The organism is Bradyrhizobium neotropicale, assembly GCF_001641695.1.
Taxonomy (GTDB): Bacteria; Pseudomonadota; Alphaproteobacteria; order Rhizobiales; family Xanthobacteraceae; genus Bradyrhizobium; species Bradyrhizobium neotropicale.
Genome location: NZ_LSEF01000123.1, coordinates 48,059 through 62,965, shown reverse-complemented (window position 1 = coordinate 62,965; position 14,907 = coordinate 48,059). Strand labels below are relative to the sequence as shown.

The following is a 14,907-nucleotide window of genomic DNA, read 5'->3' as shown; positions in this document are numbered from 1 at the left end:
ATGAATTGCCCGCTGAACGGGCCACGTAACATCAGCGAATTCACTTGCCTTGGGCCGGTTCATGACGCCGTCGACGCGCAATCGGTCGGCGATGCGGCCTGGTGTCACTACCTGTTTTATCAGGAGAACAAGGCTGGAATCATTCGCGAGTGGTGGCGACACACGCCTTCGAATTACTACTTCATCGCCGAACGACACACCGTCACCGACGAGATCATCGCGACATACAGCGCGAGCGAGCTTCCGCGCATCGAGAACAAGTCATGATTCCGCGTTTGCCTCTGCCATATGGGACCCGCATCGATCGAAGCCAGGTCCTGACCTTCAAATTCGAAGGCAGGACATTTCGCGGGCTCTCCGGCGATACCTTGGCAAGCGCGCTCGTCGCGTCGGGGCAGTGGCTCATCTCGCGGTCGTTCAAATATCACAGGCCGCGAAGCGTCATGACCATGGCGGGGCAGGACGCCAATACGCTGGTCCAGGTCGCCGGGGAGCCCAACGTTCTGGCCGACGTCCATCCTCTCCGCGAGGGTCTCGAAGCGACAGCCCAGAATGTGAACGGGTCGCTCGAAAAGGATCGCGACGCACTCCTCGATCGGCTCGGACGGTTCATGCCGGTTGGCTTCTACTACCGGACTTTTTTTGGTCCGGGCAAGAACAGCTGGCTTCGGCTCTGGGAGCCGCTCATCAGAAAAAAGGCCGGTCTTGGCAAAGTCGATACCTCCGCTCCCCGCGCACGCTATGAAAAGCAGAACCTGTTCTACGATGTCCTGGTTGTCGGTGGTGGTCCGGCCGGCATTTCGGCCGCGATCGAAGCTGCGGATGCGTGCGCGCGCGTCCTCCTGGTGGACGAGAACCCGGAGCTCGGCGGCTCCCTGACTTACGCGCGGTTCGACGACAAGCCGGAGGCGACCGCGTTATTGCTACGCGATTTGAGGCAGCAGATCAAAGCGCATCCCGGCATCAAGGTCTTCACGAATGCCGTCGCGAACGGCTGGTACGCGGACAATTGGATTCCGGTCATCACGGCGGACCGGCTCTACAAGGTTCGTGCGAAGGAGGTCATCCTTTGCACCGGTTCGCTCGATCAGCCGGTCCCATTTCGAAACAACGACCTTCCCGGAATCGTGCTGGGATCCGCCGTACAGCGACTGATGCGACACTATGCGGTGAAGCCGGGCCGGCGCGCGGTGGTTTTCGCCGGCAATCGGGATGGCTACCGGGTCGCGCTGGATCTCGTGGAGGCTGGTGTCGAGGTGGCGGCGATCGTCGATCCCCGAGCCTCGCAGCAACACACCTCATTCGCCGCACAGCTCGAGACGAAAGGCGTGCGGATCATCCTCAACGCTGGGATAGCGGAGGCTGCGGGCACCGCGGGCAACAAGCATCTCAAGGCCGCGAGGATTACGCGCGCCGACGCGGACACGTCGGAGTGGATCGATTGCGACCTTGTGTCGGTGTCCTGCGCCTATACCCCGACCTATCAGCTCGCTTTGCAGGCGGGTGCGAAACTGAGCTACGACGATGGCACGGCGCAGTTTACGCTCACCAACGCTCCCGCCCATCTGACGCTGGCGGGATCCGTCGCGGGCAATTTCTCCCTTCCCTCCGTTCTTGCGGCAGGGCGCAAGGCAGGCGGGAACGCCGCGCAGACGCTGGGTCTTGCTTCGCGTGAAATCGAGGTGCCCGAGGACGAGGAACGAAGCCTCAGCAGCCTCGAGCTTCCTCTTGTCGGACATTCCAAGGGGCGCGATTTCGTCGATTTCGACGAGGATCTCCAGGTCAAGGACATCGAGAACGCGGTTCGCACCGGCTATGACGAGCTCGAGCTCGTCAAGCGCTTCTCGACGGTCGGAATGGGGCCGTCGCAAGGCCGTCATTCGGCTCTCGCCACGGCTCGCATCGTGGCGCATGCCACCAAGCGCAAGGTCGCCGATATCGGCGTCACCACATCGCGCCCGCCATTCGGTCCCGAAAAACTCGGGCTGCTCGCAGGGATCCAGCAGAGCCGCTATCGCTACACGTCGGTCCATCATCGTCACGTCGAGGCCGGTGCGAAGATGACGCCGGTGGGCGCGTGGTGGCGCCCGTTGTATTACGGCGACCAAAGATCCGCCGATGCACTGATCGTCGACGAGGTGAACCTCGTCAGGCAGCGCGTCGGCATCCTCGACGTCTCGACCCTCGGCAAGATCGAGCTGCGCGGACCGGACGCCGGGTTGCTGCTCGATCGCTTCTGTTCGATGAACTACGCCAAGCAGCCCGTCGGCAGGGTCCGGTACTGTCTGACGCTGAACGAGATGGGAACGGTCATCGATGATGGCGTGGCCTTCAGGGTGGCGGAGGATCACTACTACGTCACGGCGACGACCGGCGGCGTGGATCGCATCTATGCCGACATGTGCTGGCAGAACGTTCAATGGGGACTCGACGTCGACATCCACAACGTCACCGCCGGCTTTGCGGCCTTTAACCTCACCGGACCGCTCGCCCGGCAGGTTCTCGAGGCGGCAGGAGGCATGGATGTCTCGTCCGAAGGACTGCCCTTCCTGGGCGGGCGCACCGGCCGGGTCGCGAACTGTCCCGTCCGCATCATGCGCATTGGCTATTCCGGCGAACTGAGCTTCGAACTGCATACGCCTCAATCCTATGGAGAGGCCTTGTGGGATGCTCTTATGGAAGCCGGGAAGCCGCTTGGACTACGACCCTACGGCCTGGAAGCGTCGCGAATCCTGCGTCTGGAGAAAGGTCACATCATTATCGGTCAGGATACCGATGCCGTCAGCACCGCAGACGAGCTGGGGATGGCATGGGCGCTCGCGATGAAGAAGCCCTTCTTCATCGGCAAGAGATCGACCGAACTACTTCGCCGTCTTCCTGCCAGGCGCCGCCTGGTCGGGTTCGAGCTTCCAGCGTCGGAGCAGGACAGGCCGGATGAAGCATGCCTCATCCTAGAGCAGGGCGAGGCGGTCGGTCATGTCACGTCGACCTGCCTGTCGCCGACACTGGGGAAATGGATCGGTCTGGCCTTCGTGCCGGCCGATCTGGCCGAGCAAGGCAGGACCATGCTGATCAAAACGCGGAAAGGCGCGCAATTGCGGGCTCGCATTGTGTCTCCGCACTTCTTCGATCCCGAAAACAAGCGGCAGGAAATCTGATATGGCTCTTCTCGCTGCAAGTCGACGGACGCCGCTCGGCGACGTGTATGCTGAGCACTCCGATGGCGTTCTTTCTTCCATCGATACGACACTTATCCGTACGACAGTCGTGCCTGAGAGCCATGGCGAAGGACCAATCGAACTTTTGGATCTGACCCGATATGCGCGCTTCGGCATCAAGGGCAAGGGCGCCAGCGACTGGCTGAGGTCCAAGGCGATCGCGTTGCCGGAGCCGGTTAACACGCTTGCTCCGGTTGCGTCGCGAAAGCTCGACCTTGTTCGTCTCGGAGCCGAGGACTATCTGGTCCTCCCTCAATCCGTCGGGCAGTCGGCATCCCTGGCTGCGTTGCGATCGGCATGGGAATCCGACGGCCGCGAGCGCAAAGGCTTCAATGCCTGGCGAGAAGAGGTCTGGGCATGGTTCCACATTCATGGAGCCAACGTGGCGGATTTTCTCGCAAAGACGTGCCCTGTCGATCTGAATGCCGATCGATTGCCGCTACGAAGCGTGGTCCAGACTCGCGTGGCGCAGTTGGACTGCATACTCGTTCGTACCGACCGCACCAATGATCACGGCTTCGACTTGTTCTTCGACGTGGCCTCGGCAAATTTCATGATGTCGAGCCTGAAGGAGCTGGGGGCCGCGTAACTGAGCCGCGGGTTTACGGCGTCGACTTTCCCTTTTGAAACTCCTGCTTCAGCCAATCAAAAACCTTGTGCGCGGGATGCCACGAAGGTTTGTCGGGCGAACCGGTGAGTGCGAGGCAAAGCGTGGTCTGAACCTTGGCCTTGCTCCAGGTCGCAAGACGTCCGTCCTTCAGATACGGCTGGCAATAGGACGAATAGGTGACGACGAAACCGAGGTTCTGGGCAGCGGCTTCGAGCGCGGTCGCGGAATTGTCCACCTTCAGCGCGGGAACGTCGCCCTCCAGATTGATGCCCAGCTTGGTCGCCCAGCGCTGCCAGACGTTGTGTCGACCCTGAACGACTATCTTCCTCGATGAGTCCAGCACGTCTTGCAGCGCTGTCGTGGAAAGCGAGCCAATGAGTGCCGGCGCGCAGACCAGCTCCAGGGTCTCATTGGGCAAATGAGGGGTATCGGCGTCCAGCTCCGAGGCGTCGCGAACTTCCACGACGATGTCAGCCAGCTCAGCGTTCGGGTCAGTCCAGATCGCACTATTCAGGCGAATCTCGATATTCGGGTTTTGGCTCAGAAACCCATCGAGCCGGGAGGCAAGCCATAACGTAACGAACGACAGGGGAGCCGATAAGGTCACGGTGCGAGGCACATTCTTGCCACGCAGCCCCTCGGTTGCTGCAGCTGCGAGATTCAGTGCTTCGGCTACACCCGGAAGGTAGGCTTCGCCCACCTCGGACAGTTGCAGTCCATTTTGCCTGCGTACGAACAGTTGCCGCGAAAGGTAGGATTCCAGCCCGCGTACACGCTGACTGACTGCGGCTTGTGTGCAATTCAGCTCCTTTGCGGCTTCCGTGAAGCTCAGATGCCGCGCTGCGGCCTCGAACGCCTGAAGCCCGCTCAGAGGAGGCAAGTTTCTCATCCAAAACGCCGCCAAATGAAAACAGGGTCACTGAGCCAGTTTTTATTTCTTGGAGCGTAATCAAGCAAGTACTACCGATTAAGGGATGGGTTGATCCCCGCGGCAAAGAGGGCCCACGTGCTTGAGCGTGCGATGCCCAACTAGCAGTCAGCGATTGGCGGATCAATGGGCAACGGTGGCGAGCGTATGATGAATTCGATCCAGAGAAAATTCGCCGAGCTCGCAACCGAAAATGCTCCTGGCCAGGAGGTCCGGCTAACCGCGACATCTTCTGACGGTGCCTTTCTCGGCGGTGTGATCGAAGGCGGGCCGGTCGACTTTTCTCACGGCGACGTCGACGCGTTTCTGCCGGCTCCGGGGGCGCTGGACGCGTTTCTGCAAGGCTATCGCCGCGGCGGATCCCAGGCCTACACCGAGTATCTCGGCGATGCCGCGGTTCGTGACGCGGTTGCGGAGAGGCTGGGCATCTTTACCGGCGCGCCCCTCTCGGCGGCCGAAGACCTGATCGTGACGCCGGGAACGCAGGGCGCCCTCTTCCTCGCCATGGGTGCGACCGTCGCCTCGGGGACAAAGGTGGCCGTGGTCGAGCCGGACTATTTTGCCAATCGGAAACTGGTCCGCTTCTTTGACGGCGTCCTCGTCCCCGTCGAGATGGATTATCTCGGGTCGGCCGGCCGGGCGGGTCTGAACCTCGATCAGCTCGAAGCGGCATTCCGGGATGGGGCTCGGGTTCTCGTCTTCTCCAATCCCAATAATCCGACGGGCGTCGTCTACTCGGATGAGGAGATTGGCGCGATCGCCCGATTGGCCGGCAAGTTCGGCGCGACGGTCATTGTCGACCAGCTGTACTCGCGCCTGCTTTACGCGGGGCAGGCGTACAGCCATCTCCGGGCCAAATCGGTAGCCCGCGAGAATCTGATCACGATCATGGGGCCGTCGAAGACCGAGTCGCTCAGCGGCTTTCGGCTTGGCGTGGCTTTCGGATCGGCGTCGATCGTCGAGCGCATGGCCAAGCTGCAAGCCATCGTTTCGCTGCGCGCGGCAGGTTACAGCCAGGCCGTTCTGAACGTCTGGCTTGCCGAGCCGGAAGACTGGATGCGCGATCGCATTCAGCGGCATCAGGCAATCCGCGATGATCTGATCGCCATCCTTGGTCGGGTTGACGGACTTGCGCTGCGAAAGCCCGAGGCTGGCAGCTATTTGTTTCCAAGACTTCCAGAGCTGACAATTAGCGCGATCGATTTCGTCCGCGCCTTGCGGCTGCAGGCCGGCGTCACCGTGACGCCGGGAGCGGAGTTCGGTCCGCACAGTTTCGGGAGCATCCGGTTCAACTACTCGCAGGATCACGAAGCGGCCGTCGCTGCGGTGGAACGAGTCGCTGCGTTGATCGAGCGATATCGCGTTCGACGTGTTGCGCGGAGTGCGTGATCACATCGCCATACATGGGCGCCCGGGCGGGCGGTCCACTCCTAACGACAGGTTACTCGTGATGAAGTATCGCAAGATTGGCATCATCGGCGCGGGCCTGATCGGAAGATCCGTCTATAGCGAAGTTGCTCGTTCCCAAGTGGCTGAAGTTGCGTACGTCCTGGTGTCCGGCGCAAAAGCCGCTTCCGAGCGCGATCTCGATGGCCTGGATCCGGCATTGTTGATGTCCGACCTCGACGAGGCAATGGCGCAGCCGGTCGACCTCGTGGTCGAAGCGGCTCACGCTGACGTGCTGGCGGCTGTCGCGCCGCGTGTCCTGGCGTCTGCCGATCTTTGCGGGTTCAGCTGCTCCGCCCTTGCCCGGCCCGAAGCAGAACGCGCTGTCGAAGAAAGTTGCCGCGTGAACGGCACACAGTTCTTTCTGCCTCACGGCGCAATCCTGGGACTTGATGGGTTCGTCGATGGGCGTGACGTCATCGAAGACGTCACGATCACCACGACAAAAAGCGCTGCGGGGCTGGGCCTTGAGAACAGCGTCTCCGGCGTCGTCTTCGAGGGCAGTGCTCGGGAAGCCTGCCGGAAATTTCCGAGAAACGTGAACGTGCATGCCGCTATCGCAATCGCGGGCATCGGCTTCGACCGGACCAAGAGTATTGTCGTGGCGAAGCCCGGGACTGACGAGATGCGTCATCGCATTCTAGTTTCGGGGCAAGGTTTCGCCTGGGACTTCTCGGTTGCATCGCACTCCCTTGGCGGCGTGACGGGGGCCTACACTCCCAAATCAGCCGCGGGGTCGGTGCGGCGCATTCTGGCTTCCAGCGGAATCGTCAGCAGCTGAGAGAGACGATGGCAATTTCCTCGACAGGCACGCCAAACAGGACCCCGGTTCATGCAGCCTTGATGAAATCGTCATCGATCATTGCGCGTTTCGAGGATCGCCTTTGGGCAGACGCCGCGACGATTCAAGCATTCAAGTCAATGTGGGGCGGATAGGCAGGCCGACAATGCTTCAGCAGAACAGCTCTCGTCAAAATTGGGTCGTTGGCGTCGACGTCGGCGGTACCTTTACCGATTTCTCGGCCAGAGATCTGACGACAGGCCGCGTCCTGATTCACAAAAGGCCGTCGACACCGGACGATCCCTCGCGAGCTGTTCTGCATGGTTTGCGCGAGCTGACCGAGAAATACGAGATCGATCCAGGCGCCATCACGCGTTTCGCGCACGGGACCACCGTCGCGACCAACGCGCTGCTGCAGCGGAAGGGCGCGAGGGTGGCGCTGGTCACAACCAAGGGGTTTCGCGATCTCGTCGAGATCGGCCGTCAGGTTCGGCCGCACATCTATGATCTGCAGTTAGACGCGCCTCGGCCGCTCGCTTCCCGTGCGCTTCGTTTCGAGATCGACGAGCGCATCGGCCCGACCGGCGAGGTCGTCCGCGAACTAGCCGATACCTCGATCGATGCTCTGGTGGCGCAATTGAGGAAGCAGCCGGAGATCGAGGGCGTCGCGGTTTGCCTGATCTTTTCGTTCCTCAACCCCTCGCACGAGAAGCGGATCGCGGCCGCGTTGCGCGAGGCGTTTCCGAACGTGTTCGTCTCGGTTTCCAGCGAGGTGCAGCCGGAGTTTCGCGAGTTCGAAAGGTTCTCGACCACGCTGATCAATGCGTTCCTCCAGCCCGAGGTGGGACGCTACATGAACCGCCTGAAGCTCGAGGTGGGGACGGTCGCGCCCAACGCAGAGTTCGGCATTTTCCAGTCCAGCGGCGGATTGATGTCAGTCGACAGGGCCGCGCAATTTCCGGTTCGCACCGCACTCTCAGGGCCTGCCGCGGGAGCGGTCGGTGCAGCCGGTGCCGGCGCGATGTCCGATATTCCCGATATCATCACCCTGGATATCGGAGGGACCAGCACGGACGTCTGCCTGATCCAGGCCGGCAAGACCGCCATCGCGAGCACCCGGGACATTTCGGGATTCAGGATACGGCTGCCGATGGTGGACATTCACACGGTTGGCGCGGGCGGCGGATCCATCGCTCGGCTGGGCAGTGACGGGCTCCTGAAGGTCGGCCCCGAAAGCGCCGGGGCCGTGCCGGGACCGGCCTGCTATCGCCGCGGCGGCACGCTGCCGACCGTCTCCGACGCCAACGTCATTCTCGGCCGATTGCCTGTAACGCTCACCGGCGGAGGCATGACCATCGATCGCGACCTCGCAGTCAAGGCCGTGGCACCGACCGCGTCCGAGCTCGGGCTCAGCGTGGAAAAGGCGGCGCTCGGCATCGTGGGGATCGTCACATCCAATATGGTCCGTGCCATTCGGGCGGTGACGATCGAACGAGGATACGATCCGCGCAAATTCGTCCTCATGCCGTTCGGCGGCGCGGGCGGGCTGCACGCCGCCGACGTCGCGCGCTCGATCGGCATCAAGCGCATCATCGTTCCGCACGCTCCGGGAATTCTGTGCGCCGAAGGTCTGATCATGTCGGATCTGCAGGAAGACTTCGTAGCGAGCTGCCGAGTTCGTGTCGGCGGGGACATGGGAACCGCCGCAAATGTCGTCGCGGACCTTGTCAAGCAGGGAGAGGGTTGGCTCGCCCAGGAAGGCGAGGGCGCTCTCGAGAACCGTCTCGTCCTGTCGCTGGACATGCGTTATGTCGGCCAGAACTACGAGCTTGCCGTTGAGGTCGCAAGCGGCTCGGGTGCGCCGGCCTTGCCGGCTGCCGAGGAGCTGCGCGCGGCATTCTTTGCGGCATACTTAAGGGCCTACGGCCACTACGACCAGCAAGCGCCGATCGAGATCGTGAACATCCGGCTTCGGACGATCGCCAAGCTGCCGCAGAGCCAGTCGGCGACGGAAAATCCCGTCAGAAAGCTCGCGCCGTCCGATACCAAGGACGTCTGGTTCGACGAAGCCGGGCCCGTTCCGACGCTGATGTTCGACCGCTCCGGCCTTCCCGTTGGAACCGCCATCAAGGGCCCGGCCATCATCACGCAGCTCGACTCGACCACGGTGATCCCGCCGTGGGCCCAAATCACGGTCGATGCCGCCCTCAACATGATCATGGAGATCGACAATGTCTGAGATCGTGATTGACCCGATTTCGCTCGAAATCTCCTGGAATGGCCTGAAGTCGATTGCTGACGAATGCTTCATCAGCATCATGCGAAGCGCGTTCTCTACCAACGTGAAGGAGCGCCATGACCATTCCACAGCCATTGCCGATGCGCAGGGAAGGCTGGTCGTGCAGGCGGAAATGGCGCTGCCGATCCATCTTGCATCGATGCGCGGCCTGACGAAGTTCATCCTGGACCGATATGGCAGTGATATCCACCCCGGCGACGTCTTCATCGCCAACGATCCGCACGTCGCGGGCGGTACGCATCTTCCGGACATCAACATGGCGATGCCCGTCTTCGAAGGTGCACGCCTCATCGGGTTCGTCGCCAACATCATCCACCACGCCGATGTCGGCGGCGCGGCGGTCGGTTCGATGTCGGGAGGCCTCAACGAGATCTACAAGGAAGGACTGCGGATTCCGATCATGCGGCTCTATTCCAGGGGCGTGCTCGATCAGGATCTGCTGACCCTCCTGCTGCTCAATATGCGTCTGGAGGAGGAGCGCCGGGGCGACCTCAACGCCCAGATTGCAGCCTGCAAGCTCGGAGTCGCCAGGCTCGAGGACATGTTGCGCGAGCATGGTGGCGACCGGATTTCGGCGATCTTCTCCGAGGTGATCGCACGCACCGAAAAGCGGATGAGGAAGGCCATTGCGTCGCTTCCCGACGGTGTCTACGCCTTCACTGACTACATGGATGATGACGGCGCGGGCACCGACGATATCAAGATTGCGGTGAAGATCGAGAAGACCGGCGATCGCATTCTCTTCGACTTCGAAGGCAGCGATCCGCAGGTCCCCGGCAATTTCAACATGGTCTTCAACGCGACCCAGTCGGCGGTGTGCTACGCGCTCAAAGCCCTGCTCGACCCCAACGTGCCGAACAATCAGGGCATTTTCGATGCAATCGAAATCAAGGCGCCTCTCGCTTCGTTCGTGAACTGCATCGCTCCGGCCGCGGTTGCCTTGCGTGCCAACTCCTGTCAACGGGTCGTTGACTGCGTATTCGGCGCCCTGGCCGAGCAAGTGCCGGACCGCGTGGTCGCGGGCACGAACGGTGCAAATACCAGCGCCGTGTTTGCCGGAATAGATCCTCGAACCGCCCAGCTCTACGTCTATCTGGAGACGCTCGGCGGCGGCATGGGCGCGCGCGCGACCTTCGACGGCAAGGACGGCGTCCAGGTCAACATCACCAACACCTCCAACCTGCCCGTGGAGGCCATCGAGCTCGAATACCCGCTCCGCGTCGAGGAATACTCGTTGATCGAGAACACCGGTGGTGCCGGCCGCTTCCGCGGCGGCCTGGGCATCCGGCGCACCATTCGGCCGATCGGTCACGTCTGCGAGTTCAACGGTGTCGGCGAACGCTTCGTTCACAAGCCCTGGGGACTGTTCGGTGGTGAAGATGGCGCTACAGGACGGTTTTACATTCGCTCGGATGCCGGCCAGGTCACGGAACTTGCCGCCAAGGCCTGCTGCGTGCGCCTGGAGCCCGATGCTGTTGCAGTGCTCGAGACTGCAGGAGCCGGCGGCTACGGTCCGCCGGCCGAGCGGGGCGCTGCAGCGGTCCAGGAAGACCTCGCTTCCGGCAAATTCTCTGAGGAATTCGTGAAACGATACTATCCCAAAGCGTCTTGAGCGCGAGCAGGAGACCTGTCCGGAGGTGTCTGGGCAGCGCGAGATACAAGACCCCGAAGACGGGCGTGACCATACATTGTTCAACGTGAGACAGGAGAATTCCATGCCGAATTTGACGCGACGCAAGGTTCTGGCTCTTGGCGCCCTGGGTGTAGCCGCGCCGTGGCTCAGCAAGGCAAGTGCTCAGGAAAGGAAGATCACGGTCGCCGCCTATAGCGATATCTTCGAAGATATCTACAAGCGAACCGTCATCGAGCCCTTCATGAAGGCAAATCCCGGCATCCGCGTGGACTACATGGGAATGCCGACGTCTGCCCAAAACCTCGGGATGCTCCGAGCGCAGAAGGCGGCGCCTCAAATCGACGTCTGCATCATGGACGTGGTGGTCGCCAAGGCCGGCGGAGACGAAAACATCTACAAGCCCGTGACCGCGGAACAGCTTCCGGTGATGAAGGAGTTGGTTCCCGCGGCCCTGATCCAGGGAGTGCCTGGTCCCGCCGTGACGTTCGACGCGCTCGTCCTGATGTATGCCCCCGGCAAGTTTCCATCGCCGCCGACATCATGGAAGGAGCTTTGGGACAAGAAGCATGCGGGTCGCATCGCAATCGATGCTCCTCCGAACCTGGTGGGGGTTGGACTGACGCTGATTGCCAACAAGCTGGCCGGAGGTGGTGACTATCGCCAGTCGATCGACAAGGGGATTCAATTGCTGGCCGAGATGGCTCCGCTCGTGCAGACCTGGGATCCAAAGCCCAATCCCTATGCAGCAGTGGCGAACGGCGTCGTCGATCTCGGTGTCGGATACAATGCGCGCGCGCAGACCATTTCGAAGCAGAATCCGGATCGCATGGCGGCGGTGATGCCCGAGGAAGGTTCGATCTCCCAGATCAACACCATCAATCTCGTCAACGGATCCAAGCAGCCCGAGGCGGCCCTCCAGTTCATGTCATACGCGTTGAGCGGGGAAGCGCAATCGAGGTTCACTGAAGAACTCTCCTACGTTCCAACGAACAAGAACGCGTCGATTTCCGAGGACGCGCGGAAACGGACCGCTACCACGCCGGAGCGGATGGCTCGAATGATCGACGTGGATTGGATCGAGGTCGCCAAGTTCAGGGACAAGATCACCGAGCAATGGCGCAGGAACGTGATCAGCCGCAGCTAGGCATCTCGTTCCAAAATCGGCATCCACCGCAGGGGCGTCGCGCAGGCGACGGAAAGACATTGTATCTAGAGGTTGAAGCCTTGGAGAAGCGGTACGGCAGCTTCGCGCCGTCGGTGGCCGATTTGTCTTTCTCGCTTGGGCAGGGCGAGTTGCTCGGCCTTTTGGGACCGTCGGGTTGCGGCAAGACCACGACCCTTCGGATGATCAGCGGCCTCGTCCAGGCGACGTCAGGTACGATCAGGGTCGGCGGTCAGGACGTCACCCACCTGCCGACCTACCGACGCAACATGGGGGTGATGTTCCAGTCGTACGCGCTGTTCCCGCATATGACCATCGCGGAGAACGTCGCGTTCGGCTTGCAAATGCGCAAGGTGAGAAAGCCTGATATCGCAACGCGGGTTGCATCGGCGCTCGCGATGGTTCGCCTGGACGGCGTAGCGGATCGCAAGCCGCGCGAACTTTCGGGCGGCCAGCAACAGCGGGTCGCGCTCGCCCGCGCGCTGGTGGTGGAACCCGATATTCTGCTGCTGGACGAGCCTCTCTCGAATCTCGATGCGAAGTTGCGTGACAACATGCGCAACGAGATCCGGGAGATACAGCAGCGCTTGCGGATGACCACCGTCTTCGTCACGCACGATCAGACGGAAGCCATGGCAATCTGCGACCGGATCGTCGTGATGAACCGCGGCAAGCTGGAGCAGATCGGAACTCCCCTCGATATCTATGAGAGGCCGGCCACGCCGATGGTGGCGGAGTTCGTCGGGCGCATCAACCGACTGGAAGGACAATGGCGTAACGATGGCGCCATCGCAGTGGGCGATTCTCTCATCCGAGCAAACGCGAACGGTGGTACAGGGCGCGTCCTCATCATGATCCGCCCTCATCGCATCGATCTGGCAGCGGCCGGCGAGCCAGGCGCGGGATCGCCGGAAGAGAACATGGTCGCCGGAACCATCCGGCACATCACCTACGTCGGGGATACGCTCCAATATGCGGTCGCGACGGCAGGCGGTCTGTTGCAGGTCGAAAAGGCCACGAGCTCAGCGACGGATCCCTTTCAGCCCGGCGATTCCGTCGCGCTGCGATGGAAAACGCGCGACACGCTCTCCTTCTCCTCGGAGGCGACCGGATGACCGTTTCCGCGCTCGAAGCGAACGACGCAAAGCGCGGAGGGAGATCGCTGCTGTCCGCCCTCCTGCTCCCGATCGTTCTCGTGAACATCCTGGTCTTCGTCGCGCCCGTGGCGAATCTCGCAGCCATGTCGTTCCGCAGTGCGGCGGCTACGGGAGCGATGATCGAGGGTTTTAATCTCTCGACCTGGAGTTCACTGATCTCGGACGCATACTACTGGTCGATGTTGTGGCGAACGGTCTGGATCGGGGCGCTGATCACGCTCGTCGCGCTGGTGCTTTCCTATCCTCTCGCATTGTTCGTCAGCCGTGCGACAAGGGCCAAGGCGCTTCTCATCGTGCTCTGCATCTCGCCGCTGTTGATCTCGGCCGTGGTACGTACCTACGGTTGGATGGTGATCCTCGGCGACCAGGGCTTCCTGCCGGCTATGTTGCGTTCGTTCAACCTGACGCCGCCGCGATTGATCAACAATCAGCTGGGCGTCATCATCGGCATGACCGAAATCCTCATGCCCTACATGATACTGTCGCTCCTCTCCGGGTTCGGAAAGCTGGATGCGACGCTGGAGCAGGCCGCGGAGACGCTTGGAGCCGGCCCTTTTACCGTATTCCGCCGGATCGTTCTCCCGCTCAGCATGCCGGGAATTCTGCTCGGGTGCCTTCTATGCTTCGTGCTCGCGGTGAGCAGCTTCATTACGCCCAAGATGCTGGGAGGCGGGCGGGTCGCGCTGCTGGCGACCGAGATCTACGACCAAGCCATCGTCACGTTGAACTGGCCGGTTGCCGCGTGCTTGTCCGTCCTGATTCTGATCGTGTTCGGAACAGCCCTGCTGTTCTACGGCCAACTTTCCAAGATCGTAGAGTAGGGGGCTCGGTCGTGCTGCCAAAGATCGCGAGAGGTGTTCACGCACTGAGCATCATTTTGATACTGATGTTTCTGCTTGCGCCGGTCATCCTCGTATTCCCCATATCATTCTCCGCCGACGCCTATGTCGCCTGGCCACCATCGGCCTGGAGTGCCAGGTGGTACGTCGCTCTTCTTCACAACGAAGAGATGGTGACGGCTTTTCGGAACAGCCTGCTGATCGCGGCTTGCGTGACCGTCATAACGCTCGTAGTCGCGATGCCTGCGGCTGTGGCGTTGACGCGATGGAGTTTTCGGGGGCAAGACGCCTTGATTTCCCTGTTCACCGCGCCGCTCCTGCTTCCAAGCATCGTCCTGGGCCTCGCCATCCTCGTCATATTCGCCGGATACGGCCTGGTGAGCAGTTGGCCCGGGGTCGTCATTGCGCATCTGGTCATTACGCTGCCTTATGCCTTGAGAGTGCTGATGACGGGCCTCGGTACCATGCCCTCATTCGTCGAAGATGCCGCTGGAACGCTCGGCGCGGCGCCGTGGCAGGTCTTTCGTCAGATCACTCTGCCGCTCATGACGCCTGCACTCGTCGCGTCCGCAGCGCTAGCCTTCATCGTTTCGTTCGATGAAGTCGTGATTTCGCTGTTCATCGCGGGGACGCAGCTCAAACTGCTCCCCGTCTCGCTCTACCATTACGTGGAGAGCTGGACCGATCCGCTCGTCGCCGCCGTTTCGGCGCTCCTGGTGCTCGGCACGCTCGGCATCGTGCTCATCGTGGAGCGGGCCATCGGGCTCGGAAAGGCCGTCTCAAAGTGATCATCGGAGTGCAGGGCCGATACGAGACAGCAGCGCGGAATAGCCC

At 61.7% G+C, this 14,907-nt stretch carries 12 protein-coding genes; 11 read left to right on the top strand and 1 reads right to left on the bottom strand.

All coding sequences use genetic code 11. From position 1 onward, the window contains the following. Genes AXW67_RS39205 through AXW67_RS39195 form a run of 3 tightly spaced genes read left to right on the top strand, consistent with a single transcriptional unit; the run spans position 1 to position 3,807 of the window. Positions 1 to 267, top strand: a complete 267-nt coding sequence (locus tag AXW67_RS39205) for a sarcosine oxidase subunit delta (RefSeq protein WP_245315881.1) — start codon at positions 1 to 3, stop codon at positions 265 to 267. Continuing rightward, a complete protein-coding gene (locus AXW67_RS39200) occupies positions 264 to 3,158 on the top strand; it encodes a 2Fe-2S iron-sulfur cluster-binding protein (protein WP_145928163.1) in 2,895 nt (964 codons plus the stop codon). Before AXW67_RS39205 ends, AXW67_RS39200 begins: the two co-directional genes overlap by 4 nt. A gap of 1 nt (position 3,159) precedes the next feature. Next, entirely contained in the window at positions 3,160 to 3,807 is a 648-nt protein-coding gene (locus AXW67_RS39195) for a hypothetical protein (protein WP_145928162.1), read from the top strand. 13 nt (positions 3,808 to 3,820) lie between these two features. Here AXW67_RS39195 and AXW67_RS39190 read toward each other — a convergent pair whose 3' ends face one another. Next, positions 3,821 to 4,717 carry a LysR family transcriptional regulator gene (locus AXW67_RS39190; RefSeq protein WP_082905739.1) on the bottom strand — a complete coding sequence of 299 codons (897 nt, stop codon included), beginning with the start codon at positions 4,715 to 4,717 and terminating at the stop codon, positions 3,821 to 3,823. A 189-nt stretch (positions 4,718 to 4,906) separates the two neighbouring features. On the opposite strand from AXW67_RS39190, the gene AXW67_RS39185 reads away from it, so the two are divergent. The 8 genes from AXW67_RS39185 to AXW67_RS39150 all read left to right on the top strand — a co-directional run bounded on the left by AXW67_RS39185 (position 4,907) and on the right by AXW67_RS39150 (position 14,861). Further along, positions 4,907 to 6,145, top strand: coding sequence for a pyridoxal phosphate-dependent aminotransferase (locus AXW67_RS39185; RefSeq protein ID WP_063682213.1), 1,239 nt, complete (start codon positions 4,907 to 4,909; stop codon positions 6,143 to 6,145). Positions 6,146 to 6,206: 61 nt separating this feature from the next. Next, positions 6,207 to 6,983: an aspartate dehydrogenase domain-containing protein gene (locus AXW67_RS39180; RefSeq protein WP_063682212.1), complete on the top strand. Its 777-nt coding sequence runs from the start codon at positions 6,207 to 6,209 to the stop codon at positions 6,981 to 6,983. 166 nt (positions 6,984 to 7,149) lie between these two features. Next, positions 7,150 to 9,222 carry a hydantoinase/oxoprolinase family protein gene (locus tag AXW67_RS39175; protein WP_063682198.1) on the top strand — a complete coding sequence of 691 codons (2,073 nt, stop codon included), beginning with the start codon at positions 7,150 to 7,152 and terminating at the stop codon, positions 9,220 to 9,222. Further along, positions 9,215 to 10,894: a hydantoinase B/oxoprolinase family protein gene (locus AXW67_RS39170; RefSeq protein ID WP_063682197.1), complete on the top strand. Its 1,680-nt coding sequence runs from the start codon at positions 9,215 to 9,217 to the stop codon at positions 10,892 to 10,894. The genes AXW67_RS39175 and AXW67_RS39170 overlap by 8 nt, the downstream gene beginning before the upstream one ends. 103 nt (positions 10,895 to 10,997) lie before the next feature. Next, positions 10,998 to 12,059, top strand: a complete 1,062-nt coding sequence (locus AXW67_RS39165) for an extracellular solute-binding protein (protein ID WP_063682196.1) — start codon at positions 10,998 to 11,000, stop codon at positions 12,057 to 12,059. Then, positions 12,029 to 13,192, top strand: coding sequence for an ABC transporter ATP-binding protein (locus tag AXW67_RS39160; RefSeq protein ID WP_082908220.1), 1,164 nt, complete (start codon positions 12,029 to 12,031; stop codon positions 13,190 to 13,192). Before AXW67_RS39165 ends, AXW67_RS39160 begins: the two co-directional genes overlap by 31 nt. Continuing rightward, positions 13,189 to 14,055: an ABC transporter permease gene (locus AXW67_RS39155; protein ID WP_063682195.1), complete on the top strand. Its 867-nt coding sequence runs from the start codon at positions 13,189 to 13,191 to the stop codon at positions 14,053 to 14,055. Before AXW67_RS39160 ends, AXW67_RS39155 begins: the two co-directional genes overlap by 4 nt. A gap of 11 nt (positions 14,056 to 14,066) precedes the next feature. Then, positions 14,067 to 14,861, top strand: a complete 795-nt coding sequence (locus AXW67_RS39150) for an ABC transporter permease (protein WP_245315880.1) — start codon at positions 14,067 to 14,069, stop codon at positions 14,859 to 14,861. The last annotated feature ends 46 nt before the right edge of the window (positions 14,862 to 14,907 follow it).

Coding starts and splice junctions, on each gene's coding strand:
- AXW67_RS39205 (WP_245315881.1), top strand. CDS start 1: ATGAATTGCCCGCTGAACGGGCCACGTAACATCAGCGAATTCACTTGC.
- AXW67_RS39200 (WP_145928163.1), top strand. CDS start 264: ATGATTCCGCGTTTGCCTCTGCCATATGGGACCCGCATCGATCGAAGC.
- AXW67_RS39195 (WP_145928162.1), top strand. CDS start 3,160: ATGGCTCTTCTCGCTGCAAGTCGACGGACGCCGCTCGGCGACGTGTAT.
- AXW67_RS39190 (WP_082905739.1), bottom strand. CDS start 4,717: ATGAGAAACTTGCCTCCTCTGAGCGGGCTTCAGGCGTTCGAGGCCGCA.
- AXW67_RS39185 (WP_063682213.1), top strand. CDS start 4,907: ATGAATTCGATCCAGAGAAAATTCGCCGAGCTCGCAACCGAAAATGCT.
- AXW67_RS39180 (WP_063682212.1), top strand. CDS start 6,207: ATGAAGTATCGCAAGATTGGCATCATCGGCGCGGGCCTGATCGGAAGA.
- AXW67_RS39175 (WP_063682198.1), top strand. CDS start 7,150: ATGCTTCAGCAGAACAGCTCTCGTCAAAATTGGGTCGTTGGCGTCGAC.
- AXW67_RS39170 (WP_063682197.1), top strand. CDS start 9,215: ATGTCTGAGATCGTGATTGACCCGATTTCGCTCGAAATCTCCTGGAAT.
- AXW67_RS39165 (WP_063682196.1), top strand. CDS start 10,998: ATGCCGAATTTGACGCGACGCAAGGTTCTGGCTCTTGGCGCCCTGGGT.
- AXW67_RS39160 (WP_082908220.1), top strand. CDS start 12,029: ATGGCGCAGGAACGTGATCAGCCGCAGCTAGGCATCTCGTTCCAAAAT.
- AXW67_RS39155 (WP_063682195.1), top strand. CDS start 13,189: ATGACCGTTTCCGCGCTCGAAGCGAACGACGCAAAGCGCGGAGGGAGA.